This window comes from Pseudovibrio sp. FO-BEG1 (genome assembly GCF_000236645.1).
Lineage (GTDB): Bacteria > Pseudomonadota > Alphaproteobacteria > Rhizobiales > Stappiaceae > Pseudovibrio.
The window spans coordinates 532,769-558,850 of record NC_016642.1 but is presented as its reverse complement, the minus strand read 5'-3'; the positions used below and the strand labels follow the sequence as shown (position 1 = coordinate 558,850).

Sequence of the window (26,082 nt, the reverse complement as noted above, 5' to 3'; positions counted from 1 at the left end):
CCCTTCTTCAGTTCATCGTTTTGCGTGGATCAAAGGCGTCGCGAACGGCTTCACCAATGAAGATCAGCAGGCTGAGCATGATGGACAGAACAAAGAAGCCTGTCATGCCAAGCCATGGTGCCTGAAGGTTGTTCTTGCCTTGCTTGAGCAGTTCACCCAGTGAGGCTGATCCCGGAGGCAGACCGAAGCCGAGGAAGTCGAGCGCAGTCAGCGTGGAGATAGACCCATTCAGGATAAACGGCATGAAGGTGAGTGTTGCTACCATCGCATTTGGCAGTAAGTGACGGCGCATGATCGTCCCGTTGGAGACGCCCAGCGCACGTGCTGCGGAGATGTACTCAAAGTTTCGTCCTCGCAGGAACTCTGCACGGACCACACCGACCAATGCGACCCATGAGAATGCAAGCAGGATCGAGAACAGGATCCAGAAGCCCGGCGTCAATACCGAGGATATGATCAGAATGAGGTAGAGCGTCGGCATTGCGGTCCAGATTTCAATGAAACGCTGGAAGCCAAGGTCAACCCAACCACCGTAGAAGCCCTGCACTGCACCAGCGCCGATGCCGATAACAGAAGAGGCCAATGTAAGAGCCAGACCAAAGAGCACGGAGATGCGGAAACCGTAGACGAGACGAGCGAGCACATCGCGGCCCTGATCATCTGTGCCGAGCCAGTTCCAGTTGCCGATGGTACAGTTTGGATCGTTCACGCCATCCGGATAGCGCTCACAGCGCTGTTCCTTATCCATCATCCAACTTGGAGGAGCTGGTGCTGGAACAGGGATCTCGTTGTTCACCGTTTGATAGGAGTAGCGGATTGGCGGCCAGATCATCCAGCCATTGGCTTCAATCTCTTCCTGAATAAACGGATCGCGGTAGTCAGTGGTTGCGAGGAAGCCACCGAACTTCTCTTCCGGGTAGTCCACGAAGATCGGTGACAGCAACTCGCCTTTATAGGAGACCAAAAGCGGACGATCATTCGTGATGAACTCGGCACAGAGTGTTAGCACAAACAGGACGAGGAAGATCCAGAGGGACCAGTATCCGCGCTTGTTGGCTTTGAAGTTTTGCAGGCGTCGCTGATTGAGCGGAGACAGCTTTTGCCGCTTTTCAGGCGGCTGTGTCTGCTCTGGCAGCGGATTGATTGTTTCGTAGCCCTGATCCTGAAGGCGTTTTTCGAGTTGCGTGTCCATTGCTCGTCACACCTCCCGGCTTTCAAAATCGATCCGGGGATCAATCCAAGTGTAGGTGAGATCTGAAATCAGGTTCACAATCAGGCCCATTAACGAGAAGATATAGAGCGTGGCAAACATGACTGCGTAGTCACGATTGAGCGCAGATTCAAAACCCAGCAGGCCGAGGCCATCCAGCGAGAAGATTGTCTCGATGAGGAGTGAACCTGCAAAAAATGCCGAAATGAACGCGCCTGGGAAGCCAGCAACAACGATGAGCATAGCATTGCGGAATACATGACCGTACAACACCTGACGCTCTGTCAGGCCCTTGGCACGGGCGGTCTGCACATACTGCTTTCTGATTTCATCCAGGAAGGAGTTCTTGGTCAAAAGTGTTGTTGTCGCGAATGCTGAGAGCGCCATTGCTGTCAGCGGCAGCACCAGATGCCAGAAGTAATCGAGGATACGTTCCGGCCACGACATATCACTCCAGCCTTCAGAAGTGAGGCCTCTGAGCGGGAAGAAATCCCAGAAGGAGCCACCTGCGAACAGAACAATCAGCATGATTGCAAAGAGGAAGCCCGGGATTGCATAGCCGACAATGATGATGCTGGAGGTCCAGACATCAAATGACGTGCCATCCTTGACTGCTTTTCGGATGCCCAGCGGGATGGAGATTCCGTAGGAAATCAGCGTCATCCAGAGGCCAAGCGAGATAGAAACCGGGAGTTTTTCGACGATCAGATCAACAACAGCAATATCCCGGAAGTAGCTCTCACCGAAGTTGAAGGTGGCGTAATCCAAAATCATCCGGCCAAAGCGTTCTAGCGGTGGTTTGTCGAAACCAAACTGAGCTTCGAGCTCTTTGATGAATTCAGGATCAAGCCCCTGAGCACCGCGATACTTCGATCCTGCACTATCTCCGCTGCCCTGATTGGCGGCAGCTGAGCTACCAAAATCACTGCCACCACCTGAGATGCGGCTGGTTGCTGATACACTATCCCCTTGCAACTGCGCGATGACCTGTTCAATTGGTCCACCCGGTGCAAATTGGATAATGACAAAGTTAATCGCCATGATGCCGATGAGGGTCGGGATCATCAAAAGCAATCTACGCAGAATATAGGCGCCCATGGGCTTCTTTTGTCCCTAACTTTCCTTGCCGATGCGAGCGGCTTTTTCCGAGTCTACCCACCACGTTGTTTCAACGGGGAAGTCGTAGGCAGGCATGTCATTCGGAATGCCGAACATGTCCCAGACAGCGACTGTGTGGAAGGCTTTGAACCACTGTGGCACCCAATAGAAGCCTGCTCGCAGAACTCTATCCAATGCTCTGGCAGCGGTTATCATTTCTTCACGCGACGACGCATTAAGCGCTTTTTCCACCAGATCATCGACTGCTGGCACCTTGATGCCTGACAGATTGTAAGATCCGAAGGTTTCAGCAGCTGATGATGTCCAGAAATTGCGGATGCTTGGTCCAAGCGTTGGCGTCAACGCGAAACGGTGCCCAACAATGTCATAATCAAAATCATCTACACGCTTCTGGAACTGTGCTGGATCGACAACCCGGAAACTTGCTTCAATGCCTAACAGTCTGAGATTCTTGACGTATGGCAGTACAATTCGTTCGAAAGCAGGCGAGTTAGAAAGAAACTCCATTACCAACTGTTTTCCGTCAGGACCAACAAGTTGCTCGCCACGCCTGTAGTAACCAGCTTCCTTCAATAGGAGAGATGCTTCTCTGAGAAGTTTGCGATCCTGACCGGAACCGTTAGAAATCGGCTGGGTGATCGCCTCACCGAAGACCTCTGGCGGCAAATCCTTCTTGAAAGGCTCCAGCAAGGCCAGCTCTGCTTCACTTGGCTGGCCAACTGCTTTCATCTCAGAGTTTTCGAAGAAAGACTGCGTTCTGGTGTAAAGATCGTAGAACAAGGCTGAGTTAGACCATTCAAAGTCGAACGCGTAGCCCAGTGCCTCACGAACCTTCGGGTTAGCGAATTTCTCTTTCCGCGTGTTCAGAAACCAGCCCTGCGCTCCAGATGGGAGGCGGATGGCGAACTCCTTCTTTACAACGCGTCCTTCTGTGAGCGCCGGGAAGTTGTATTCCGTTGCCCATGTCTTGGAGGAGAATTCCTCGTGGAAGGTCAATCGACCCTTCTTGAAGGCCTCAAAGGTTGCCTGACGGTCACGGAAGAAGTCGAGGCGAATGATCTCGAAGTTGTGGTGGCCCTTTGTTACCGGGAGATCTTTTGCCCAGTAGTTCTCGACCTTCTTGTACTCGATGTAACGACCAATCTCGTAGCGGCCCACCATGTACGGCCCGGAAGACAATGGCGGCGTCAGCGTTGAGGCCTCAAAGTTATAGCGGGTGTAGTAGTTCTTCGAGAAGATAGGGAGAGTTGCTATCAAAAGGGGAAGTTGCCTACTGTGATTACCCGAAAAAGCTACAGTGACAGTGTGTTCATCCGGTGCAGTTGCAGAGACCATCTCCTTGATGGACTGACTGATGATCGGATGCCCCTTCTCCTTCAGGGTCATCAAGCTGAAGACTACATCTTCCGCATTGAGCACTGAGCCATCATGAAAGCGGGCTTCCGGGCGGATCTTGAAGGTGACAAAGTTGCCGTCTTCTGAGACCATCGCACTTTCAGCAACCAAACCGTACACCGCATCCGGCTCATCATAGGCGCGGATCATCAGGCTGTCGAAGCAGCGCTCCATACGTGGTGGAGCATCCCCTTTGAGGATGAAGGTATTGAACGTGTTGAAGGTTTGCGGGTTCTGGTTATAGCCCCAGCTTGGAGCCGTCATGGCGATCTTGCCACCAACAGGTGCTTCCGGGTTGACGTAGTCAAATGACGTGAAGTCGGCTGGGTACTTCAGATCACCAAAGACCGACAGACCATGGCTCCAAGTGCCAGCCTGTACAGGCAACGCGCCCCCCGGAACGAGGAACGCTGCTGCTGTGGCTGCACTGAACTGCAGGAAGCTACGTCTATTGATATGGCTTAGCGTCATCAATTGGCCTCCTGTATTTTCTTCGCTTTTTCTTCGTCCCACCACCAGATAGTTGGGAAATCAATTGCGTATTCAGGAAGTTGATCTGGGCGAGCGAACCGGTCCCACCGAACAACGCGACTGAAGGGCTGTGTCCAACCTGGAACAACATACTGCTTCCACATGAGGATACGATCCAGAGCCTTGGTTGCCGCTGTCAACTCCTCCCGATCCTTCGCATTGATTACAATTTCGATTAGTTCATCAATTACAGGTTCTTTGATGCCCACATAGTTGCGCGACAGTTCATCATCAGCAGACACAGAGCCCCAGTAACCGCGCTGCTCATTGCCCGGCGAAAGGGTCTGGACCCAACTGCTGTAGATCATACCAAAATCACGGCTGCGCACACGGTTCACATATTGGGAGGTGTCGACCACACGCAACTGCAGATCGATACCGATTTTCTTTAGCGACGCTTTATAACGAAGGGCTACACGCTCAAAGCTGCCACCATTCATCAGATATTCGATTGTGAACGGTTCACCAGTCTCTTCATTGACGAGCTTGCCTTGCTTTCGCACATAGCCAGCTTCTTTAAGAAGACCAATTGCCTTCCTCAGATTAGAGCGCTCCTGGCGGGAATCTTCAGCAACTGGATTTTCATAGGGCTCTGTAAAAATTCCCTGTGGGACTGGTGATTTCAGCGATTTGAGAACTTCTAGTTCGCGACCTGTTGGCAACCCTGACGAGGCTAGTTTTGTTCCATTAAAAAAGCTAGTTATCCGGTTGTATTGATCGAAAAAGATCGTACGGTTCATTTCCTCAAAATTAAGAGCATAGTTTAGCGCCTTACGAACCCGCCGATCCTGAAATTCAGCTTTACGGGTATTGAGGATGAAGCCTGCCATCAAACCGATACCACGATAAGTTTGCGGGAACTTCTCTTTTACAATGTCTCCCCGATTTACCGCAGGAATGTCATAGGCTGTTGCCCAGTTTTTAGCTATTGCTTCGGTTCGCCAATCAAAACGATCTGCCTTAAAGGCTTCCAACTCGACAGTTTCATCCCGATAAAACTCGAAAGTGATCTGATCGAAGTTGTTTTTTCCAACATTAACATTCAGGTCTTTAGCCCAGTAATCCTCTACACGTTCATAGGTAATGGAACGTCCAGGAACCACATCGCTCACACGATAGGCGCCAGAACCCAGAGGAACCTCCAATGTACTTCTTGAGATATCCCTTGGATCGCCATCTTTGTCATTCGCGGTCCACCAATGCTTTGGCAAAATTGCAAGCTGACCTATGATCTGAGGTGCTTCACGGTTACCAGGCTGATCAAAACTAAATCTAATCTCAGTCGGACTTAAAACTTCATAGCCAGTCACATGCTTGTAATAATTCTTGTAGATCGGATTCAAGGTCCGCAACTGATCGAATGACCACGCGACATCTTCGGTGGTGATCTGTTTGCCATCGTGCCAACGAGCCTCAGGATTTAGCCGATATTCCACCCAAGAGAAATCATCGGGGTACCTCAGGGCATTCGCAACCAGACCATATTCGGTCGAGATCTCATCACTTGAAGGTGTCACGAGAGTATCGTAGATGAGGCCAATTCCTACCGCTGTGACACCTTTGTTTGGAACCATATTCAAACTGTCAAAGGTCCCCGTCCACGCCATACGAACTTTGCCGCCCTTCGGAGCTTCAGGATTTACAAAGGGGAAATGCTTGAAACCCTCTGGCATTTTGGGCTCACCGATGAGCGAGGTCGCGTACCGCCACTCAGGTTCATTCGTTTCAGCAATTGCTGCGGAGGACGTCAGGCTTGCGAGAGCAAGCGCCAAACCTGTTAGTGAGCTATATAGTTTGGTACGCACAACATTCCTCCATAAATACAATCAGTAGTTCTAGCGTAGAAAAGTCACCACGCGCTGAAAATTGAGCTTTTCTTGCAGCTTTCAGCTAAACTTAAACTAAGATTACGGCTGAAAACACTTCTGCGACAACGTCTTTTGCCAAGATGACAAAAATTTAACTGGAAGAAACGAGGAAAAGGTTAGCATTCACCAGAAAGTAGACAATAAAAAAGCCGGGATTAAATCCCGGCTCTTTGACAATTCTACCCTCACATATGTGGGAGGGATATCAATTCAATTTTAATTGATTGGCACTGGGTTGTCTGAGAGTGAACGCAGGTAAGCGATCAGATCAGCACGTGGCTTGTCTTTTTTCAGACCAGCGTAACCCATGGAAGTACCAGCAACGTGTTTCTTAGGCGCTTTGATGAACTCGTTCAGCTGCTCGAAAGTCCACTCAGGATTGTTTGCTGCGAACTCCTGCATTGCTGCAGAGTAAGAGAAACCACCGTGAGAGGCAGGCGCGCGGCCTACGATACCCCAGAGAGCAGGGCCAACTTTGTTTTTGCCGTTCTGATCAAAGGTGTGACACGCTGCACACTTCTTAGCTTGCTTTGCACCAGCATCCGCATCAGCAGTTGCGAGCAGTTCCTCAATTGAGACAACCTTGGTTTCTTCCGCAGCTTCTTCACCTGCACCGTTGTCGGCACCAGCTACTTCGATTTCAAAACCGCGTTTTTCGTCTCCATGAGGCGCGAAAATAATGTCTGACAAAACATTCAGGCCCATGAATGCAACCAAAGCGAACAGAATTGCGCCGGCAATTTTGTTCAGTTCAAACGAGTTCATAGCTCACACGCTCCGAATATTGGTTAGGCTAGCCGTATTGCAGCAGGCATGGCACCTAACTCGATCTGTGTATTTTGCTGGGAAACTACAGTTATTTTCGGGCACTTGTCCATAATTTAATTAGTGTTTTTCCTAGGACTTTTGAAGTGATGTGGACCAGAGGTTGATCTTTACGATCTGAAAAAACCAATGAACACAACGCCTCCCGCGCAGCGGCAGTTTAAAATCGCTATAAACTACTGATTTATTCATAGATATCCCGCTCAGCACGAATTTGATTGCACCTTAAGGCGCAGCACAACCATTTTACCTGGGCTCAAGTGTATGCGACAAAATATCACACCAAAACTGTTTCACATCTGGGGATTTTACAGTGGAGGACCAAATGAGCCCGTGGCAAACGCCATTCTTGAGGTCTTTTCACCTTATGTTTCGCCTCTGAGTATTATTAGAGTTTGCAATCCCTCATATCTAGGGCAATTTGTGAGAGTGATTGTTTCGCGAAAGTTGGCGAAGCCTCAAATGTACCATGATTTAAGATTGCCGTGAGTGTAGTGATGTCAGATCAGCGCAAAGTCGTGTTTCAAGGAGAAGTGGGAGCTAACTCCCACATGGCGTGTAACGCCGTTTACCCAGAGTACCAAGCTATCCCTTGCCCGACTTTTGAAGACTGCTTTCACGCGATCGAGTCCGGTGACGCCGAGCTTGGTATGATCCCGATCGAAAACTCGGTCGCGGGCCGTGTTGCGGACATCCATCACCTGCTTCCTCGCAGCAATCTGCATATTATCGGCGAGTACTTCATGCCGATTCGCTTCCAGCTGATGGGTATCAAAGGCACCAAACTGGAAAATCTGAAGAGCGTTCAGAGCCACATCATGGGTCTGGGCCAGTGCCGAAACTTCATTCGTGATCATGGCCTTAAGCCGATCATCGGTGCTGACACCGCAGGCTCAGCCCGTCAGGTTGTGGAAGGTGGTGATAAGACAGTTGGTGCTTTTGCTCCTGAACTTGCTGCGGATGTGTATGGTTTGGATATCCTCGCACGTGATTGTGAAGATGCGGCACATAACACCACCCGCTTCGTTATTCTCTCTCGTGAGAAAAAGCAGGCCGTCAATACCGGCCAGCCGATCATCACTACTTTCATCTTCCGTGTCCGCAACGTTTCTGCTGCTCTTTACAAAGGGTTAGGCGGATTTGCGACCAACAACGTCAACATGACGAAGCTGGAATCCTATCAACTTGAAGGCCAGTTTTTCGCTTCAATGTTTTACGCAGATATTGAAGGACACCCAGAAGAACCCAACGTAGCCCTTGCACTTGAGGAGCTGGCGTTTTATTCGACTGAACTGAATATTCTTGGGGTGTACAACGCTAGTCCGTTCCGCGAAAAAATTCGGGAACCTGAGGCTAATCGTGCCTTGCGTCCTACACCGGGAAAATAACAGTTGTAGGCCTGCTCCAGCGGTGAGCCACCTATGTATCGATCCGGACAGTACTGAGCCGGGCTAGTTACAAGGACTTTACATGTCTGAATTCAAGTTTGATGCATTGTGCATCGGCAATGCAATCACTGACGTCTTCTCTCATGTAGAAGATAGCTTTCTCGTTGATCAGTCTTTGGTAAAGGGCTCCATGCGTTTGGTCGATACAGACGAAGCTTTGCGTCTGTATGACCTGATGGGTCAAACAACCCGCATTTCCGGCGGCAGTGCTGGCAACACTGCGGCAGGTATTGCGTCTCTTGGCGGCGCGCCTGCATTCATCGGCAAAGTAGCTGATGACGAGATTGGCGAAGTTTATCGCCATGACATGAACAGCATTGGTGCGCATTTCCAAACCAGTCCACTTCGTGATGATCTGGCATCTGGCCGTTCAATGATCCTGATCACCCCGGATGGTGAGCGGACCATGAACACTTACCTGGGATCCGCAACCAAGCTGACAGCTCTTGATATCGATCCTGAAGTGGTTTCCAACTCCGCGATCACTTACATGGAAGGGTATCTGTGGGACGAAGAAGCAGCTAAGAAAGCCTTCCTTGAAGCTTCCCGCGTTGCTCATGAAGCCGGTAAACTGGTTTCTCTCTCTCTTTCCGATAGCTTCTGTGTTGACCGTTTCCGCGATGAGTTCCTTGAGCTGATCCGCGAAGACAAGGTCGACATTCTGTTTGCTAATGAGCACGAGTTAAAAGCGCTCTATCAGACGTCCGACATTGAAACCGCGATTGCACTGGTTCGTGAAGACTGCACGCTGACCGCCCTGACCCTCGGCTCTGAGGGTGCGATGGCAATCTCTCGCGAAGAGACCGTACACGTTCCGGCAACAGCGATTGTTGGTGGTGTGCGTGACCTGACCGGCGCTGGCGACCTGTTTGCCTCTGGCTTCCTGTTTGGTCTGGCACGTGACTTCAGTCTAAGCGACTGCGCTGAGCTTGGCTGCTTGTGTGCGGGTGAGGTGATCAGCCACGTTGGCGCCCGCCCAGAAAAGCCTCTTAACCAGATTGCAGAGCAGAGTGGTTTCACTCTGGAAGCCTAAGAATGGGCGATGATGATCTAGGCGGCTCTCGGGCCGCCTTTTTTATTTGTAGATCTGCTGAATATCTTCTGCATTGTTGACCTGAAAGAAGAGCGGCTGTGCTGTTGCGATATGCAGACGCTCAGTTTCTTCCTGTCTGAGCTTACAGAGCTTTGAGATCAGTCCTCTGATTGTATTACGATGCGCCGAGATGAGGATATTTTTCCCATTTGAGAGCTGAGGCAGGACGCGATGCCGGAACACTCCCAGCGCTCTGTTCGCTGTCATCTCCAAACTCTCCCCGCCCGGTGGAACGGCATTCAATGAGTGCCGCCATTGGTAGACTTGTTCTACACCGTGCTGTTGGCAGACTTCCTCGATTGTTTTGCCGGTTAGCTCACCATAAGCACGTTCGTTGAAAAGCTTATCTTCAATCACATGCAAATGAGACTGTTCAGCTTCTTCCAGAATGTGCTCCAGCGTCTTGCGTGCTCGTGTCAGGGCTGAGGAGTATGCAAGGTCAAACTGTATTGCATGGGCTTTTAGAGCGCGGCCCGCGCTTTTGGCTTCTTCAATGCCTTTGGGTGTCAGGTCAGGATTGCCCTGCCCTGAGAACACTCTGCGAGCATTCCATTCGCTTTGCCCGTGGCGTACCAACACCAACAATCCCATAAGACACGCCTCGTCGATCTTCCTTACTGCGTGTCTTATATAGTTTCATTTGCAGGCCTAAACCCGACTTTCGTTGAAACATCCCACAGTGATTTTACGCAGGTTCCAGAATGTTCGTGGGCAAGCCGTCCAAGCTGGTGGCGTTGTGCTTGCGCCAGTAGTTCTCCAGCTCTTCACGATCCATCGTTTCGTAGTAAGGCAGGAACTCTTTCTCAACACGCGTATCAACCAGATCCATGCGAGGAACTGTTGAGCCGCAGGAAGTCTGGATGAGTTCGATATCAAGATCGAAGATCTGGCGGCATCCCGGTAGATCAGGGAAGAGGCTGATCATCTTGTCCCAATCAGCATCTCTTGGATGAAGGACTCTTGTCTGACCAAACACGCGCAATGTGAGGCGTTGTTCGCCGAAGGAGCAGAACATCAACGTCATGCGTCCATCTTCCTGAACGTGGGTGGCTGTTTCATTGCCGATGCCCGTCAGATTTAGCCAGATAATCCGCTCATCACTGAGTACCCGGAGCGTGTCCATGCCTTTGGGAGACAGATTGATGTGCCCCGTTGCAGCGGCTGTCGCCACGAAGAACATCTGCTGTTCTTCAATGTGCTGACGGAATCTGCGGTTCAGTCTTTTGGCTTTGATCATATCGGTCAGGAACTGCTTGAGAGATAGTTAGTCAGCATCCGCGTACTGGACGTTGATGCGGCGCTGTTCGCTTGCGTAGCTGCCGGAGCGGCCTTCGTTACGCTTGTCATAGCCTCTTGACCATGCCTGCCAGAACTCCTCTGAAGAGCTTTCCATTTCCATGATCTCAGGTTGGACCACAGGGGTCTTTGGCAAGACAGTGTTGGGCAGCTGCACCACCTGAAGCAAAGGCCGATGGCGTGGAAAGCTGATCGGCACATCCTGCTTGCGGAGCTTCACATTTATGAAGAGGGGAGAACAGAACCAGCTGGAGTCAATCATCGCTTCAAAGCAATCATATGCCGTGTTGGAGGGTAGGTTGATTGGTCCGCGAACCCAGTGGCACTGTCCTTCATCGCCGATAAGGCTGTACCCGGCGCCAATCTGGACGATATCGCCTTCTGGAAACACATCCAGAAACGGCGGATAATAGTCCTCAAGGCCTTCCGGGCAGGTATTCCTGTAGTCTTCCACAAAGTCTGTAAGATACAGCCGATCCAGCAAGGTCCACTCGCCATCTGCCCCAAGTCGGTACAGGACCTCTGATCCGGTCCACATCAGGTAGAAATCAACTGGCGGGTAGACATACCATCCCTGACGAGAAGCAGTAATGAGGGGTTCACAATACTTCATAGCCCGGGCGGGCATCATGCCAAGGTTCGTTCCATCTGCCTTTACAACGTTGGGGGCAGACTTAACCATTCTTACAAACTTCACGGAAATTCCCTCGCAGACAATACACTCTGCAAAATGAAGCGAGGCAGACTAAGCTGCCTCACACATTAAATTATTTTGGCTTTTTCTCTTCATCTTTAGGAGCCAGGCCACCGTTCAATTTTGCTGGCTTAGCTTGTGCAGATGCTGGGCGACCGTCGTTTGCTACTGAAAACTTCATAGGTTGTCCTCTCAATCAAATAACTAATGTGGTCATACAATTGCTGTATGCATTAAGAGGCTTGCACCTAAAATTACGTAGCGCAAGCTTAATAATAATCACTGCATCATTATCTATTATTGATAATCTTCAATGCATTACATTTCACGGACTTAGTATTTAATCAAAGTCTATTTGTGTGAATAATATTTATATTTTAAGATTCTAATTCAGCTACTGGCGAGGGGAATAACTGCGGGCAAATAAAAAAGCGGCTCCAGGAGCCGCTTTTATGATTCTGAGTTGTAGGGCTGGCTTAGACTTCAGCCAGATCCTCAACGGAAAGAACCTTACCTTCTTCATCCAGGCGATAAACAACTGGCTTACCTGTGCCGAGTTCACGCTTGAGGATTTCTTCAGGTGAAAGACCTTCAAGTTCCATGATCAGGGAACGCAGGGAGTTGCCGTGTGCAGCAACGATCACGCGGTTGCCTTCCAGAACTTTTGGAAGAATGTCAGAGCGGTAGTAAGGCAAGGTACGCTCTGCAGTCATCTTCAGGCTTTCGCCGCCTGGAGGAGGCACGTCGAAAGAACGACGCCAGATGTGAACCTGCTCTTCACCGAACTTCTGACGCGCTTCGTCTTTGTTCATGCCGGTGATGTCGCCGTAGTCACGTTCGTTCAGAGCTTTGTCCTGAGCGGTTGGCAGGTCTTCCTGACCAAGTTCGCCAAGGATCAGCTTGAGAGTGTGCTGAGCGCGCAGCAGGTCAGAAGTGAACGCCAGATCAAACGTCAGGTTCATTTCCTTGAGCTTCTTGCCCGCAGCTGTTGCTTCTTCAACACCCTGTTCTGTCAGGTCTGGGTTTTTCCAGCCGGTGAACAGGTTTTTCAAATTCCATTCGCTTTGTCCGTGACGGACGAGAACCAAAAGGCGTTCCATCAAACTCTCCTGGAGAGGTTATGTGTTCTTGAAAACAGTTGTCTTGGAAGACTGTTTTCAAAGGTCATTGCGCATACCCCGTTGTGTACCAGAACCCCGGGAATGCGCTGTGTATCACTCGTCGTTCAGGCCGAGAACATCAGCCATTGAGTATAGGCCCGGTTGCTGCTTGTGCGCCCAAATGGCGGCTTTCACAGCACCGCGAGCAAAAATCTGTCGGTCTGTTGCAATGTGCGAGAGTTCTATACGCTCTCCTTCACCTGCAAACATCACCGTATGTTCACCTACCACTGAGCCGCCGCGCAGTGTTGCAAAGCCGATGTCGCCTCTGTTGCGCTCACCTGTGATGCCGTCACGTGAGCGAACACTATGAGTTTCCAAGGAAATTTCACGTCCTTCAGCTGCAGCTTCACCGAGAAGCAATGCTGTACCAGACGGAGCATCGACCTTGTGTTTGTGGTGCATTTCCAGAACTTCGATGTCGAAATCTTCATCGAGGGCCGCTGCTGCCTTTTTTACGAGGCCAGCCAGCAGGTTCACACCTAGGCTCATGTTGCCGGATTTTACAATGCGGGCCGATGTCGCGGCGTGAGCCAGCTCAGTCGATTGAGCGGAGGTCATGCCGGTGGTGCCGATGACATGCACGATTGAATGACGGGCTGCGGCGTCTGCAAAGGCAACGGTTGCTTCAGGCAGTGTGAAGTCCAGAACACCGTCTGCTTCTGCGAAGGCTGCGTCGAGGTCGGACGTGATTGCAACGCCAAGCTTGCCGCATTCGGCCAGCTCACCTGCATCCTTACCGAGGAACTCTGAGTTTTCGCGTTCAATCGCTGCGGAGACTACCACTCCGTCCATTTCGTTTACGGTGCGCACCAAGGTCCGGCCCATTCGGCCAGCGGCACCGACAACAACCAGTCGCATATCACTCATCTCATTCCCCCGAGCTGCCAACAGCCCCTCCAAACTTAAGGTGTGAGTGGGTATAGCAGGCAGTTTGCATTGTTTCAAACCGATATGGCCCCAGAGGCAGCTCCAGTCGTGGTTGTGAGGTTTTCTCAACCTGCACTTTATAGAAAATGCGGATGGCACGCCTTCTATGACATAGACATCTCTCTATTTTTGCCTAGTCTGTGCAGGTCTTCATTATTGCAGCGAGCTGACTTTACGCTGGAACCCATCGGAAGAATGGGATTTTGAGAGCTCGCCCATTCTGGGTTCTACTATGGATAATATTCGCGGCAGCGCCTGGATGGTGCTGGCTATGTTGGGGTTTGCCATTGAGGATACACTCCTCAAGACTGCGACGGCTGCTGTGCCCGTCGGGCAGACGCTCATGCTTTTTGGTGCAGGTGGAACTTTTGGCTTTCTGTTGCTGACCTGGAGACGGGGTGAGCGGGCCTTTGCGCCGGAAGCTTTGAAGGCCACACTGTTTACGCGGGCTATTTTTGAGATTACTGGCCGCCTGTTCTTCCTCCTTTCTCTGGCGCTGAATACTCTTTCCAGCACCTCTGCAATCCTGCAGGCCACTCCGATTGCGGTTACACTGGGGGCGGCGGTGCTCTTTGGAGAGCGGGTGAGCTGGCAACGCTGGCTGGCCATTCTGATTGGGTTTGTTGGTGTGCTGATGATCATCCAGCCGAGTTCTGAAGCCTTTCAGGTGACGTCCATTCTTGCCATCATCGGCATGATTGGATTTGCAGGGCGGGATCTTGCGACGAGAGCTGCTCCCCCTGCCCTCTCCAACATGCAGCTTGGGGTGTATGGGTTTGGGGTGTTGATCCCCACCGGAGCGCTCTATGCATTCTGGTCCGACGGTTTTGTCTGGCCTGATCTTTACAGCGGCCTGATCATCGCTGCTGGCACTCTTGTGGGCATTGGCGCCTACTACTCCCTCACCGTAGCCATGCGCACCGGCATGGTGTCTGTGGTCACACCGTTCCGCTATTCGCGTTTGCTCTTCGGTCTGCTGTTGGGCTTTATCATCTTTGACGAGAGCGTTGATGCCATGACGCTGGCAGGGTCAGCGATCATTGTAGTGAGCGGACTGTATATCCTGATGGGGAACTCACCCCGCAAAGCTGTGGCCTCCAAGGAAGCCGCGGAGCGGGCTTAGAAGCACTTATAGCACCGCGTGGGTTTCCAGGCGGTGTTGGACTGAAGTCTCCCGTTTCTCACGGGTGGAGCAAGGCGAACAGGCTCTGCCTGCGCTACTTGTTAGAAATGTTTCTTCGGCATTGGCTGTTCGCCTCGCCCGGGCCTTTTATCATGAACACGCGGGCTCCCTCTCGAACAGACGCGACAGGCACGTTTGCGCATCATAGATGCGCTTCATGCCTTTGACAGTTTCCTGTCACCACCGGACGCCCTCCGGAACGACCCCAAGCTCCCTACTACCACTGTGGTCTCAATAGGGTATGGCGCTTCACCGGACCTCCCGACACGATACGTTACCTCATGCCGGTAGCCCAACCCCGCCCACGCCACGGAGCGGTCGGTCCACTCCTGCCCGAATGCGTGGGCACAAGATCAAGCTTAGTTAGGTTTTCGGCTAGGGGGATAAGTTTTATGAGTACGCTTTGCCAAGTTGCAAACACTCATACTGGGATGGCACCAATCACGCTTCAATTTCTCTTAGATCAACTCACTGAGTGTCTTGGCGGACAAAGCGATCATTCGCTGCGGGTGCGAGAATGTAGGTACACCGCAGGCGTTGCTGACGCAGAGGGCCAACTGCGGACCTTCATGTGTTTCTATCGAGGGTTGGTGCAAAAAAAACAGTATTCTCAATGTCACTATGACCGGAAGCAATTAGAGTCAAAAAAACTAATGCAGCCTCTACGGTAGTCTAATTTCGCCACGCTTAATTAAAAAAAACATAAGGCTGGCAACGCCAAAGGCTGCAACCAAAAAAAACATTAGTACAATGACGACACCTCCGTCTAATCCGGTCGATGCGTTTGCAAGAAAGAAAGGTGCAGAGACTTCAATAAACAATAAAGCGATGAGCCAGACGGACGCTCCAGACCGGCATAGTACGGCTAGAGTTGTGATAGCTAGCATAAGAGGAGTATTCATACTTCCCCATAGGGCAATCAGCTTAACACCTAAATCAGACTGTTCCGCCACGTCTCCATACATTGCTAAAATGTACATGTAGTGTGCAAATCTCAAAGTAGCTATCAAGAGAACAACCACAAACACCCGATAAATCCAATTTGACACTTTAGTTCTCACAATAGCTCCACTTTTAAAATATATCTGACTTATGTTCATGATTTTTCTACTGTATATACTTTCCTCTTGCTTCAAATCGACAGACACAGTTTCTTCATCACCTATGTATGCTGGTCAGTCCGCTTTGGTCACACCGGTAAATACGCTCGCATATCAATGCAAACGTGGGCCATTACCGGACATTCAGGCTACTCTACCAAAGGTTGAGGCAGAATATCGAACCTATCCTTCTGTCCATACAGCTTTGACAGTGAACATGATAAAACCGCTGCTTGTAACCTCGGTTTGCTTCACATAACAACCACAAGACAATGCGTGGCGAAGTTTGGAAGCACTTCCAGATGTCTCCAGCGAGTTCTATATAAGAAAATTCAATTTAATTATAAAGAGTTACTTCCCAATCCAAGGTGACCGCAGATAGTGGCCTGCGTCATTCTGTCAATTTTCTTTTTCAGGTTCCCTTCAGCTTCTCTCCATAGCGTTTTTGCCGAGGGCGATAATCTAGATGTGAATACATCTTTGAATTTATAAGAGAAACTAAGAGAAGCAAATGACAAAAATCCAAGAGTCATGCGAGAGAACGCCGGATAATGAGGGGATGGGCCGGAGAGACTTTCTTCGCAAATCAGTTGCTGCGGGAGTCGGGTTAACTGCTGCTGCGCAATTGTCAGCAGGAGGTGCGCAAGCAACAGTTCCTGATACTTCAAATATTCCACTTATCACTTTGGAAGAACACTTCACCACACCCGAACTTCAAAGCAAAAATACGTCGGGCGATAAGAGGCTTTTTTCTGGTGGCGGAAGTCGGCCTGAGCTACTTGACGTGGGTGCAGGCCGGATCGCTGACATGGATGAAGCGGGCATCGACATTCAAGTGCTCTCCACAGTAACTCCGGGCGCTTCAAAAATAACAGGTGCTGAAGGTGTAGAGTTCACCCGCAAGTTTAACACTTGGATTGCAGAGGAGGTCATTGCAGCGTATCCAAATCGCTTCCGTGCTTTTGCTACCCTCCCCCTTAGCTCACCTGAGGCCGCAGCTGATGAACTTGAACGCTCCGTACGAGAGTATGGCTTCGTAGGCACCATGACCTATGGCCCAATTGACGGAAAGTTTCTTGATCATACGGACTACGCACCACTACTTGCGCGCGCTGAAGCCCTTGGCGTACCTATCTATATCCATCCTAACTGGCCATCCCCTACTGCAATGCAGGCCTACTATGACGGACTTGGTGATGACTTAACCAGCCGCATTCTCAGTGGACCAGGGTATGGTTGGCACCAAGAAATCGCTGTGCAATGCCTGCGTTTGATTGTCGGTGGTGTGTTTGACCGCTATCCAAACCTGCAGATTGTCGTTGGCCACATGGGTGAAGGTCTACCGTTCTATTACTGGCGTGTTGGGGAAGATTTGGATCGCATTGCTCAAAAGCGCCTGCAAAAACCAGTTCAGCAATACTTCCACGATAACCTCTGGATCACCACCAGTGCGTTCTTCCGTGATGAGCTGTTAAATCTCGCTTTGGCAACTATGGGCGAAGATCGTGTCATGTTCTCTGTAGACTATCCTATGGCAAGTGCAAAAGTCGGTGCCGACTGGCTCCGTGCAGCTGACATACCACTAGCCACAAAAGAGAAAATCGGCTCAAAGAACGCAATGAAACTTCTTGGCATAGACAAGATTTAACACAAAAGGCTGGTTTTGGTTGTTTGGATAGCTTGTAGGGATGACAACTCATTACTCTCCCACATCCTTATCCAAAATCTGTTTCCGGCTTTCGGCAAAACAAAAAAGACCGGCCCATTTCTGAGCCGGTCTTCTTAAATCAAGTCGAGAAGCTAGGGATTAGTCCTTTGCTTTCTCTTCTTTCTTTTCGTCTTTTTTCTCTTCGCGAGGGATTTCCTGACCGGTTTCCTGGTCAACAACCTTCATGGAGAGACGAACTTTACCGCGCTCATCGAAGCCCATCAGCTTAACGAAGACTTTGTCGCCTTCTTTGATCACGTCGGTCACTTTTGCGACTTTGCGTGGAGCCAGCTGGGAGATGTGAACCAGACCGTCACGTGCGCCGAAGAAGTTTACGAATGCGCCGAAGTCTACAGTCTTAACAACGGTACCTTCGTAGATTACGCCAACTTCTGGCTCTGCAGCGATGGAGTTGATCCAGTTGAGAGCAGCTTTAATTGCTTTACCATCGGAGGAAGCCACCTTAACGGTGCCGTCGTCTTCGATGTTCACTTTCGCGCCGGTCTTCTCAACGATCTCACGGATCACCTTACCACCAGAACCGATCACTTCACGGATCTTGTCTACTGGGATCTTGATGACTTCGATGCGAGGAGCGTGTTCGCCGAGCTCGGAGCGAGCTTCGGTGATTGCTTTCGCCATTTCGCCGAGGATGTGAACGCGGCCACCTTTAGCCTGCTCCAGAGCGACCTTCATGATCTCTTCGGTGATACCGTCGATCTTGATGTCCATCTGCAGCGCGGTGATGCCGTTTTCGGAACCAGCTACTTTAAAGTCCATGTCGCCGAGGTGGTCTTCGTCGCCAAGGATGTCGGAGAGAACTGCGAAGCGCTCGCCTTCCTTGATGAGACCCATTGCGATACCAGCCACTGGAGCTTTCAGCGGAACACCTGCGTCCATCAGGGACAGGGATGCACCACATACGGACGCCATGGAAGAGGAACCGTTGGACTCGGTGATTTCGGATACAACGCGAACGGTGTATGGGAAGTCATGGTGTGCAGGCAGCATTGGGTTAACAGCGCGCCATGCCAGTTTACCGTGACCGATTTCACGACGTCCTGGGGAACCCATGCGACCAGCTTCACCTACAGAGTATGGAGGGAAGTTGTAGTGCAGCATGAAGGTTGCTTTTTTGGTGCCTTCCAGCAGGTCGATGAACTGCTCATCTTCACCAGTACCCAGTGTTGCAACAACCATTGCCTGAGTTTCACCGCGGGTGAACAGGGAAGAACCGTGTGCACGTGGCAGCATGCCAACTTCAGAAACGATGGAGCGCACTGTAGACAGGTCACGACCGTCGATACGGGAACCGGTGTCCAGAATGCGGCCACGAACGATTGCAGCTTCAGCCTTTTTGAACAGGTCGGAGATGACGTTCGCTTCAGGAGCGCCTTCTTCACCGGTTACGAGAGCTTCAACCACTTTCGCTTTCACAGCGTCAACAGCGTTTTTACGCTCGGTTTTCGCGGTGATGGAGTAAGCAGCGCCCAGCTCTTCGTTTGCCAGTTCCTGAACTTTGCCGAACAGGTCGGAGTGATCAGGCAGGTTCAGTTCACGAGGCTCTTTCGCAGCTTTTTCAGCCAGCTGAATGATTGCGTCGATAACAGGCTGGAAGCCTTTGTGACCGAACATCACAGCGCCGAGCATCACTTCTTCGGAAAGTTCCTGAGCTTCGGACTCAACCATCAGAACAGCGTCGTTGGTACCTGCAACAACCAGATCCAGATTGGTTTCTTCCATCTGGTCAACTGTTGGGTTCAGAACGTATTCACCGTTGATGTAGCCAACACGTGCACCACCGATTGGGCCCATGAATGGAACGCCGGAGATGGTGAGAGCAGCAGAAGCGCCAACCATTGCAACAACGTCTGGAGCGTTTTCCAGATCGTGAGACAGAACGGTCAGAACAACCTGAGTTTCGTTCTTGTAGCCATCTACGAACAGCGGACGGATCGGACGGTCAATCAGACGGGAAGTCAGGGTCTCGTGCTCGGACGGACGGCCTTCGCGCTTGAAGAAGCCACCTGGAATGCGGCCAGCAGCGTATGCCTTTTCCTGATAATTTACGGTGAGTGGGAAGAAATCCTGACCTGGCTTTGCGTCTTTTGCAGACACAACAGTCGCAAGAACTTTAGTCTCGCCGTAAGTTGCGATGACTGCGCCGTCTGCCTGACGGGCTACCTTGCCGGTTTCAAGGATGAGCGGACGTCCGCCCCAATCTACTTCCACGCGATGTATATCAAACATATCTTTATCCTAACGTTCGCCTCAGTGCCTGATGGTCGTCATCAAGCTCGAGGCTGTCATTTGCCAGCAATGCGCGCACGAACTCCTTGAGTATCAAGGGCGCGATGCCTTTTCAGGTCGAACGATTGCAGGCAAGACAGCAAGAAGCTCTGTGTTTGTTGCGCGTGCTTTATCCGAAAACCGGTTTTCACTTTTCGGAGGAGCGCTGCGAGCTTCTGGCAATCCTGCCAGGTCTCCATTCGCCTGCATAAATTCTGGAAGAGGCCTTCCTCCGCCAGACTATACCTCCCGCATTTTCCAGAGATACCTCGGAAATAAGAGGGAGTAAGCAAAACGCGGCGAGCTTTCGCTGCCGCGCTTCAAATTCTTCGTCTTAGCGACGAATGCCCAGACGCTCAATCAGGGACTGGTAACGAGCAACGTCTTTGCCCTTGACGTAGTCAAGCAGCTTACGACGCTGAGAAACCATTTTCAGAAGACCACGACGGGAGTGGTTGTCTTTCTTGTGACCCTTGAAGTGCTCAGTCAGAACAGTGATGCGGTGAGTCAGGATAGCAACCTGTACTTCTGGAGATCCGGTGTCGCCTTCTTTGACAGCGAATTCCTTGATCAGTTCTGCTTTTTTTTCAGGCGTAATCGACATCGATTTTTCCTTATCTAATGGCAGCCGAAGCTGCATCTTATTGAATGTGCTCTCTTACAGAGCGATGTGCTGAACTCGGGCCGTGCCAAGATGTCGTCTAGCAGGGTCAGGCCAACACATGTTGGCCGGGCAAGCGTCTGCTTCCCAGCGGCGGGACTATGACTGAAAAACTCTCAAAAAACCAGAAGAATCTTGAGATGGTTGCAGCCAGAGACCCAATGAGAGTTATTTTCTGATTTCGGCCAGTGATTACGGAAAATTTCCCGCAATCACCTGTCATATTCTGTTGTAATTGCGGGCATAACCATCAAGCCCCGAGCTTAAAGGTTGAAAACCCGCTTCGGTTTGAACTCGCCTTTGGAGACTTCGCCAAACGCGATCAGTTTGCCGCCTGAGACCACATAGATCTCTTCCGGGCCGATCGGTGCATCTGCGCCACGCAGCAGAACCGGATTACCGCGCTTCACTTTTGCGGCAGCATCGCCGGTGATGCGCACTTCTGCAAACTGGTGCAGAGCGGTTTCAACCGGCTTGATGTAGCCAATCAGCTCAGCGTTTTCGAGCGGGTTGAGGACAGGAGGCTCTTCGCCTTCTTCCACCTCTACCATCATCGCTTCTTTCGCTGCACGCAGCTCATCCAGCGTAACCATCTGCTCTTCGCCGAATGGTCCCACCAGCAGGCGGCGCAGGTCAGTCACGTAACCGCATGTGCCGAGGCGCTCGCCGAGATCACGGGCCAGAGAGCGCACATAGGTGCCCTTGCCACATTCGGCTTCGAACACCGCGCGGTTTTCATCGATGCATTCGACGAGATCCAGACGATGGACTTCGATCACGCGGGCTTCCAGCTTTACATCTTCGCCATCACGCGCCAGATCGTAGGCACGGTTGCCGTCGACTTTGATTGCGGAGAAGATTGGTGGAACCTGTTCAATCCGACCACGGAACTCAGGCAGGATCGAGAGGATCTCGTCCTGTGTCGGGCGAACATCAGAGGTTTTGACCGGCTCACCCTCCGCATCGTCCGAGGTGGTTTGCGTGCCCCAAGTGACCTCGAAGCGGTACACCTTGCGGCCGTCCATGATGTAAGGAACGGTTTTGGTCGCCTCACCGAAGGCAATCGGCAGGCAGCCAGTTGCGAGCGGGTCAAGGGTTCCTGCGTGTCCAACCTTTTCAGGATGGAAAATTCTCTTCAGCTGGCCCAACGCGTCGTTGGAAGTCAGGTTCAGAGGTTTGTCCAGAACAAGCCATCCGTTTACCGGGAAACGGGGTCTACGTCGCTGCTGTCTGCGCGCCATACTTCTCAGCTCTTATTCGTAAAATCTGTGCGGGAACGACTGCGATTAATCGCGGTCGCCTTCACCCTGATCGTCTTCGTCATCAATGCCGCCATCAGCAAAGTCTTTGCGGATGCTTGGCTCGTGGAGCAGACGAGTGATGAGGTCATCATCGTCGAAACGGGTGTCTGCAACGAAGCGAAGGTCGCAGGTGTACTTCATGGTGACACGGCGAGCGACCTGTCCACGCAGGTACTTTGCGTTGCGCTTGAGGGCTTCAAGAACGACCTCTACGTCGCGACCACCCATTGGCATGACGAGAACGTCTGCCCAACGCAGGTCCGGTGACATCCGAACTTCTGGAACGGTGATGATTACACCATCCAGATCCGGGTCACTTACCTGACCGCGTGTCAGGATGTCTGAGAGTTCTTTGCGGACAAGCTCACCTACACGCAACTGGCGCTGTGACGGCTGGCCTGCAAATTCATCGCGTGCTTTTGCCATTGTTTTCTCTTTTTATTTCAGAGTTGCACTGCATCGCGCTGATCGCCTTCATGCCGCTTGCAGTCACTCGCTCTTGTAACAGCAGAGCGCCGACGGAGTTGACCCCGCCGGCGCTACTGAATGCTTTTAGATTGAACTCAGCTCTTATCAGAGAGAGCGAGCAATCTCTTCTACCTGGAAGCACTCGATGACGTCACCGACGCGCATATCCTTGTAGTTGGTGAAGTTCATGCCGCACTCAACGCCGGACTCAACTTCTTTAACTTCGTCCTTGAAGCGTTTCAGTGTGCCCAGTTCACCTTCGTGAACAACAACGTTGTCACGCAGCAAGCGAACCTGTGCACCGCGCTGAACCACACCTTCGGTGACCAGACAACCTGCAACACGACCAATTTTGGTGATGTTGAAGATTTCTTTGATGTCTGCGTAGCCGAGGAAGGTTTCGCGACGCTCTGGAGCAAGCATACCAGACATGGTGGACTTCACATCGTCGATGAGATCGTAGATCACGCTGTAGTAGCGGATTTCTACGCCTTCGCGACGTGCAGCTTCCTGAGCCTGTTTGTTTGCACGAACGTTGAACGCCATGATCGGAGCTTTGGAGGCAATCGCCAGAGTGATATCGCTCTCGGTGATACCGCCTACGGATGCTGCAACAACACGTGCACCGACTTCGTCGTTGCCCAGTTCTTCCAGAGCACCCTGGATTGCTTCGGCAGAACCCTGCACATCGGACTTGATGATGAGCGGGAATTCTTTTTTGCCTTCTTCCTGCAAGCCCTTCATCATTGCTTCCAGAGAACCACGAGACCCAGCAATACGTGCTGCAATCTGATCGCGTTTCTGGCGCTGACGATATTCGGAGATCTCGCGAGCGCGACCTTCGTTTTCGACAACTGCAACCATGTCACCAGCGGATGGTGTGGACTGGAAGCCAAGAACTTCAACCGGCTTGGAAGGACCAGCTTCCTTAACCTGCTTGCCGTTCTCGTCGAGCATTGCACGGACGCGGCCCCATTCGGAACCAGCGATGACAACGTCGCCAACCTTCAGTGTACCCTTCTGAACCAGAACGGTTGCAACCGGACCACGGCCCTTGTCGAGCTTGGCTTCGATTACGGTACCTTCAGCTGTACGGTTCGGGTTCGCTTTCAGCTCAAGAACTTCAGCCTGCAACAGGATCATTTCGATCAGCTTGTCGAGGTTGGTGCCTTCTTTCGCGGAAACTTCCACGTCGATCACGTCACCACCCATGGATTCTACAACGAGGTCTTCGCGGAGAAGATCGTTGCGAACGCGGGATGGATCAGCACCTGGCTTGTCCATTTTGTTGATCGCGATGATCAGCGGAACGCCAGCAGCTTTTGCGTGAACAATCGCTTCCTTGGTCTGTGGCATCACACCATCGTCCGCAGCAACCACGAGGATGACTACGTCAGTGGACTTGGCACCACGTGCACGCATCTGAGTAAATGCGGCGTGACCAGGAGTATCGATGAAGGTGACCTTCTGATCGTTCTGCTCAACCTGGTATGCACCGATGTGCTGTGTAATGCCGCCAGCTTCGCCAGAAGCAACGTTTGCCTTACGCAGTGCATCGAGAAGCGAGGTTTTACCGTGGTCAACGTGACCCATGATGGTCACAACCGGAGGACGGCTTACCAGTGTTGTTTCATCGTCTTCAATGGTGAAGAGACCCTCTTCAACATCCGCCTCAGAAACACGCTTAACGGTGTGGCCCATTTCCTCTGCGATCAGTTCCGCAGTATCAGCGTCGATGATGTCGTTGATCTTCATCATCTGGCCCTGCTTCATGAGCAGTTTGATCACGTCAACCGCACGCTCAGACATACGCTGTGCGAGTTCCTGAATGGTGATCGCTTCAGGCAGTGTTACTTCACGTGCTACCTTCTCGCGAACGACCTTCTGCTGACCCTGACGCTTTTCCTTCTCACGACGACGGCGCATGGAAGCCAGTGAACGGCTGCGGCCCTCGTTGTCACCGGTTGCGCGGGTGATTGTCAGTTTTGACTTACGACGATCGTCGCCTGCGCCACGGTTAGGTTTGCTAGGAGCCTCTGGCTTCTTGTTCCGGGTTACCGGCTTCAGAGCCATCTTCTTGGTGTTTGCCTTACCAGTCTCCATGCTCTCAGCTGGAGCAGCTGCTGCGCCTGGACGTGCACCGCCCGGACGAGCGCCTGGACGTGGACCGTCGAGACGTGGAGGCTTGCCATCACGCATTGGTGGACGGCCACGGTCGCCACCTGGACGAGGACCACGATCACCACCTGGACGCGGACCACGATCACCCTGAGGGCGTGGACCACGATCGCCAGCTGGGCGAGGACCACGATCACCGCCTGGACGAGGGCCGCGCTCACCCTGAGGGCGAGGGCCACGATCGCCACCGCGATGCGGACGGTCACCAGAACGCTGAGGACGATCACCACGGTCGCCGGAGCGCTGTGGACGATCACCGCGAGCTGGACGCTCTTCACGCTGAGCTGGTTTTGGAGCTTCAGCAGCTTTTGCCTTTGCTTCCGCTTCAGCCTTTGCTTTCGCTTCTGCTTCAGCTTTTGCACGCACTGCAGCTTCTTCAGCTTCGCGCTTTGCACGAGCTTCGTCTTCTACGCGCTGCTTTTCAGCTTCAATCGCGCGCTGACGTGCCAGTTCTTCCTGACGCTTAGCTTCTTCAACGCGGCGCTTCTGGTCTTCGACCTCACGAACCTTCGCCATTTTCAGCGCTGCGAGACGTGCGTCTGCTTCGCCCTTGGTCAAGGTTTTGAGGACTGCACCACCGCCCTGGCCGCCATTGCCGCCACGACGCTGACCGCCACGCTGGTTGTTGTTTCGGTTGCCACCGCGACCAGCAGCTTCACCACGCTTCTGAGCATCGCCAGCACCGCGACGTGCCTGCTGAGGACCGCGATCCTGAGCTGGACGCTTTTCAGTGCGACTTGTGGAGGCCGCAGGAGAAGCAGGAGTTGCAGATGCAGCGGAACCTTCCTGGCCCGGTACAACTACACGGCGCTTCTTCTTTTCCACGACGACTGCCTTGGAGCGGCCGTGGGAGAAGCTCTGCTTAACAGTGCCCTTCTCAACACTGCCTCCGCGTTTGAGGCCCAGCGTTTTCTTTTCCCCGCCGGCGGGATTGTCGTGGTTGTTTTTGGTATCGCTCATATTGCCTTCAGTCCTGCGTCACTGCACCCTTTGTACCGTCGTCGTCAGCCCCAGCAGAAACATCCCGGAATTGCGCAAGGCGTTGCGCGTGCTTCACGAAGTTTCTGCCCGCCTCGCCGGCCAGCAGTACAGCATGTATAACGTTTTCCCGATCCAGATGCGTACTCATCTGATCCGAGGTAAACAGGCGGATCACGCTGAGACGATCCACCTTGCCAAATCTAGAAGCGGCTACGGCCGCCAACTTACGCACACCATCTTCAGAGGCATCAGTGGCGTGCACCAGAGCAAGAACACTCTCCTTCTTGAGAGAAGCCTCGACTTTCGAATAGCCGACAATCAGGTTGCCAGCTTTTCGGCTCATGGACAGTGCGCCCAGAGCTGCCTGCTCCAGCAGTTCGTCAGTGTGGTCGGCCAAACCTTCTTCAGCGTTAACCTGCTCCTTAAAGCCTCTCGAGAAAGCGCGCTTTTTAATCGCTTCCTGCAAGACAGACTTCTTTGCGGTCACCCAAACCCCACGTCCCGGGAGGGTGCCTTTCACATCAACTACAACAGTTTTGTCAGGAGCCATAACGAATCTGAGAAGCTCTGTCACCGGTAGAACTTCACGCGTTACAGCGCAGGTACGTTCTGTCGGCTCATTTTTTCTCGGCACTTCGTTTTCC

Annotated in this window: 21 protein-coding genes; 4 read left to right on the top strand and 17 right to left on the bottom strand. The window is 52.0% G+C overall.

Annotated elements, in window-relative coordinates; translation table 11 throughout:
• Positions 1-7: 7 nt before the first annotated feature.
• The 5 genes from PSE_RS02570 to PSE_RS02550 form a co-directional block, all read right to left on the bottom strand.
• Positions 8-1,192: an ABC transporter permease gene (locus tag PSE_RS02570; protein WP_014283442.1), complete on the bottom strand. Its 1,185-nt coding sequence runs from the start codon at positions 1,190-1,192 to the stop codon at positions 8-10.
• Positions 1,193-1,198: 6 nt separating this feature from the next.
• Entirely contained in the window at positions 1,199-2,308 is a 1,110-nt protein-coding gene (locus PSE_RS02565; RefSeq protein WP_014283441.1) for a microcin C ABC transporter permease YejB, read from the bottom strand.
• A gap of 15 nt (positions 2,309-2,323) precedes the next feature.
• Positions 2,324-4,195, bottom strand: coding sequence for an ABC transporter substrate-binding protein (locus PSE_RS02560; protein WP_041767855.1), 1,872 nt, complete (start codon positions 4,193-4,195; stop codon positions 2,324-2,326).
• Positions 4,195-6,060 (bottom strand): extracellular solute-binding protein, encoded by a 1,866-nt coding sequence (locus PSE_RS02555; RefSeq protein ID WP_041767854.1) that lies wholly within the window; start codon positions 6,058-6,060, stop codon positions 4,195-4,197. Before PSE_RS02555 ends, PSE_RS02560 begins: the two co-directional genes overlap by 1 nt.
• A 279-nt stretch (positions 6,061-6,339) precedes the next feature.
• Complete coding sequence (locus tag PSE_RS02550) at positions 6,340-6,888, bottom strand: cytochrome c family protein (RefSeq protein WP_014283438.1); 549 nt, start codon at positions 6,886-6,888, stop codon at positions 6,340-6,342.
• Between the two features lie 557 nt (positions 6,889-7,445).
• On the opposite strand from PSE_RS02550, the gene PSE_RS02545 reads away from it, so the two are divergent.
• Positions 7,446-8,336, top strand: coding sequence for a prephenate dehydratase (locus tag PSE_RS02545; protein ID WP_014283437.1), 891 nt, complete (start codon positions 7,446-7,448; stop codon positions 8,334-8,336).
• An 82-nt stretch (positions 8,337-8,418) separates the two neighbouring features.
• The gene (locus PSE_RS02540; RefSeq protein WP_014283436.1) at positions 8,419-9,429 is read left to right on the top strand and encodes an adenosine kinase; all 1,011 of its coding nucleotides are present in this window, start codon (positions 8,419-8,421) and stop codon (positions 9,427-9,429) included.
• A gap of 42 nt (positions 9,430-9,471) precedes the next feature.
• Here the strand turns inward: PSE_RS02540 and PSE_RS02535 are convergent, their stop codons facing one another.
• The 5 genes from PSE_RS02535 to dapB form a co-directional block, all read right to left on the bottom strand.
• Entirely contained in the window at positions 9,472-10,080 is a 609-nt protein-coding gene (locus PSE_RS02535) for a 2,3-bisphosphoglycerate-dependent phosphoglycerate mutase (RefSeq protein WP_014283435.1), read from the bottom strand.
• A gap of 94 nt (positions 10,081-10,174) precedes the next feature.
• On the bottom strand, positions 10,175-10,726 hold the full coding sequence (locus PSE_RS02530; RefSeq protein WP_014283434.1) for a pyridoxamine 5'-phosphate oxidase family protein: 552 nt from the start codon (positions 10,724-10,726) through the stop codon (positions 10,175-10,177).
• 27 nt (positions 10,727-10,753) lie between these two features.
• Positions 10,754-11,482: a DUF6065 family protein gene (locus PSE_RS02525; RefSeq protein WP_208982215.1), complete on the bottom strand. Its 729-nt coding sequence runs from the start codon at positions 11,480-11,482 to the stop codon at positions 10,754-10,756.
• 473 nt (positions 11,483-11,955) lie between these two features.
• Entirely contained in the window at positions 11,956-12,582 is a 627-nt protein-coding gene (locus PSE_RS02520) for a 2,3-bisphosphoglycerate-dependent phosphoglycerate mutase (RefSeq protein WP_037036366.1), read from the bottom strand.
• Positions 12,583-12,693: 111 nt separating this feature from the next.
• The gene (gene dapB, locus PSE_RS02515; RefSeq protein WP_037036360.1) at positions 12,694-13,509 is read right to left on the bottom strand and encodes a 4-hydroxy-tetrahydrodipicolinate reductase; all 816 of its coding nucleotides are present in this window, start codon (positions 13,507-13,509) and stop codon (positions 12,694-12,696) included.
• A gap of 292 nt (positions 13,510-13,801) precedes the next feature.
• Here dapB and PSE_RS02510 point away from each other — a divergent pair, with 292 nt between their 5' ends.
• Entirely contained in the window at positions 13,802-14,692 is an 891-nt protein-coding gene (locus tag PSE_RS02510; protein ID WP_014283431.1) for a DMT family transporter, read from the top strand.
• 722 nt (positions 14,693-15,414) lie between these two features.
• On the opposite strand, the gene PSE_RS02505 is transcribed toward PSE_RS02510, so the two are convergent.
• Positions 15,415-15,900 carry a hypothetical protein gene (locus tag PSE_RS02505; RefSeq protein WP_041767852.1) on the bottom strand — a complete coding sequence of 162 codons (486 nt, stop codon included), beginning with the start codon at positions 15,898-15,900 and terminating at the stop codon, positions 15,415-15,417.
• Between the two features lie 463 nt (positions 15,901-16,363).
• Between PSE_RS02505 and PSE_RS02500 the strand changes: the two genes are divergently transcribed.
• A complete protein-coding gene (locus PSE_RS02500) occupies positions 16,364-17,500 on the top strand; it encodes an amidohydrolase family protein (protein WP_244421339.1) in 1,137 nt (378 codons plus the stop codon).
• A 159-nt stretch (positions 17,501-17,659) separates the two neighbouring features.
• Here the strand turns inward: PSE_RS02500 and pnp are convergent, their stop codons facing one another.
• The 6 genes from pnp to PSE_RS02470 all read right to left on the bottom strand — a co-directional run bounded on the left by pnp (position 17,660) and on the right by PSE_RS02470 (position 26,072).
• Positions 17,660-19,810 (bottom strand): polyribonucleotide nucleotidyltransferase, encoded by a 2,151-nt coding sequence (pnp, locus tag PSE_RS02495; RefSeq protein WP_014283428.1) that lies wholly within the window; start codon positions 19,808-19,810, stop codon positions 17,660-17,662.
• Between the two features lie 373 nt (positions 19,811-20,183).
• Complete coding sequence (gene rpsO / locus PSE_RS02490; protein ID WP_008548711.1) at positions 20,184-20,453, bottom strand: 30S ribosomal protein S15; 270 nt, start codon at positions 20,451-20,453, stop codon at positions 20,184-20,186.
• A 320-nt stretch (positions 20,454-20,773) separates the two neighbouring features.
• Positions 20,774-21,751 carry a tRNA pseudouridine(55) synthase TruB gene (gene truB, locus PSE_RS02485; RefSeq protein ID WP_014283426.1) on the bottom strand — a complete coding sequence of 326 codons (978 nt, stop codon included), beginning with the start codon at positions 21,749-21,751 and terminating at the stop codon, positions 20,774-20,776.
• Positions 21,752-21,796: 45 nt separating this feature from the next.
• Positions 21,797-22,237: a 30S ribosome-binding factor RbfA gene (gene rbfA / locus PSE_RS02480; protein WP_014283425.1), complete on the bottom strand. Its 441-nt coding sequence runs from the start codon at positions 22,235-22,237 to the stop codon at positions 21,797-21,799.
• Positions 22,238-22,384: 147 nt separating this feature from the next.
• The gene (gene infB / locus PSE_RS02475; RefSeq protein ID WP_008548673.1) at positions 22,385-25,417 is read right to left on the bottom strand and encodes a translation initiation factor IF-2; all 3,033 of its coding nucleotides are present in this window, start codon (positions 25,415-25,417) and stop codon (positions 22,385-22,387) included.
• A gap of 7 nt (positions 25,418-25,424) precedes the next feature.
• On the bottom strand, positions 25,425-26,072 hold the full coding sequence (locus PSE_RS02470) for an RNA-binding protein (protein ID WP_083416921.1): 648 nt from the start codon (positions 26,070-26,072) through the stop codon (positions 25,425-25,427).
• Positions 26,073-26,082: the final 10 nt, after the last annotated feature.

What these genes read in the sequence shown, in the direction of transcription:
- PSE_RS02570 (WP_014283442.1), bottom strand. Translation starts at nt 1,192, where the DNA reads ATGGACACGCAACTCGAAAAACGCCTTCAGGATCAGGGCTACGAAACA.
- PSE_RS02565 (WP_014283441.1), bottom strand. Translation starts at nt 2,308, where the DNA reads ATGGGCGCCTATATTCTGCGTAGATTGCTTTTGATGATCCCGACCCTC.
- PSE_RS02560 (WP_041767855.1), bottom strand. Translation starts at nt 4,195, where the DNA reads ATGACGCTAAGCCATATCAATAGACGTAGCTTCCTGCAGTTCAGTGCA.
- PSE_RS02550 (WP_014283438.1), bottom strand. Translation starts at nt 6,888, where the DNA reads ATGAACTCGTTTGAACTGAACAAAATTGCCGGCGCAATTCTGTTCGCT.
- PSE_RS02545 (WP_014283437.1), top strand. Translation starts at nt 7,446, where the DNA reads ATGTCAGATCAGCGCAAAGTCGTGTTTCAAGGAGAAGTGGGAGCTAAC.
- PSE_RS02540 (WP_014283436.1), top strand. Translation starts at nt 8,419, where the DNA reads ATGTCTGAATTCAAGTTTGATGCATTGTGCATCGGCAATGCAATCACT.
- PSE_RS02535 (WP_014283435.1), bottom strand. Translation starts at nt 10,080, where the DNA reads ATGGGATTGTTGGTGTTGGTACGCCACGGGCAAAGCGAATGGAATGCT.
- PSE_RS02530 (WP_014283434.1), bottom strand. Translation starts at nt 10,726, where the DNA reads ATGATCAAAGCCAAAAGACTGAACCGCAGATTCCGTCAGCACATTGAA.
- dapB (WP_037036360.1), bottom strand. Translation starts at nt 13,509, where the DNA reads ATGAGTGATATGCGACTGGTTGTTGTCGGTGCCGCTGGCCGAATGGGC.
- PSE_RS02510 (WP_014283431.1), top strand. Translation starts at nt 13,802, where the DNA reads ATGGATAATATTCGCGGCAGCGCCTGGATGGTGCTGGCTATGTTGGGG.
- PSE_RS02500 (WP_244421339.1), top strand. Translation starts at nt 16,364, where the DNA reads ATGACAAAAATCCAAGAGTCATGCGAGAGAACGCCGGATAATGAGGGG.
- pnp (WP_014283428.1), bottom strand. Translation starts at nt 19,810, where the DNA reads ATGTTTGATATACATCGCGTGGAAGTAGATTGGGGCGGACGTCCGCTC.
- rpsO (WP_008548711.1), bottom strand. Translation starts at nt 20,453, where the DNA reads ATGTCGATTACGCCTGAAAAAAAAGCAGAACTGATCAAGGAATTCGCT.
- truB (WP_014283426.1), bottom strand. Translation starts at nt 21,751, where the DNA reads ATGGCGCGCAGACAGCAGCGACGTAGACCCCGTTTCCCGGTAAACGGA.
- rbfA (WP_014283425.1), bottom strand. Translation starts at nt 22,237, where the DNA reads ATGGCAAAAGCACGCGATGAATTTGCAGGCCAGCCGTCACAGCGCCAG.
- infB (WP_008548673.1), bottom strand. Translation starts at nt 25,417, where the DNA reads ATGAGCGATACCAAAAACAACCACGACAATCCCGCCGGCGGGGAAAAG.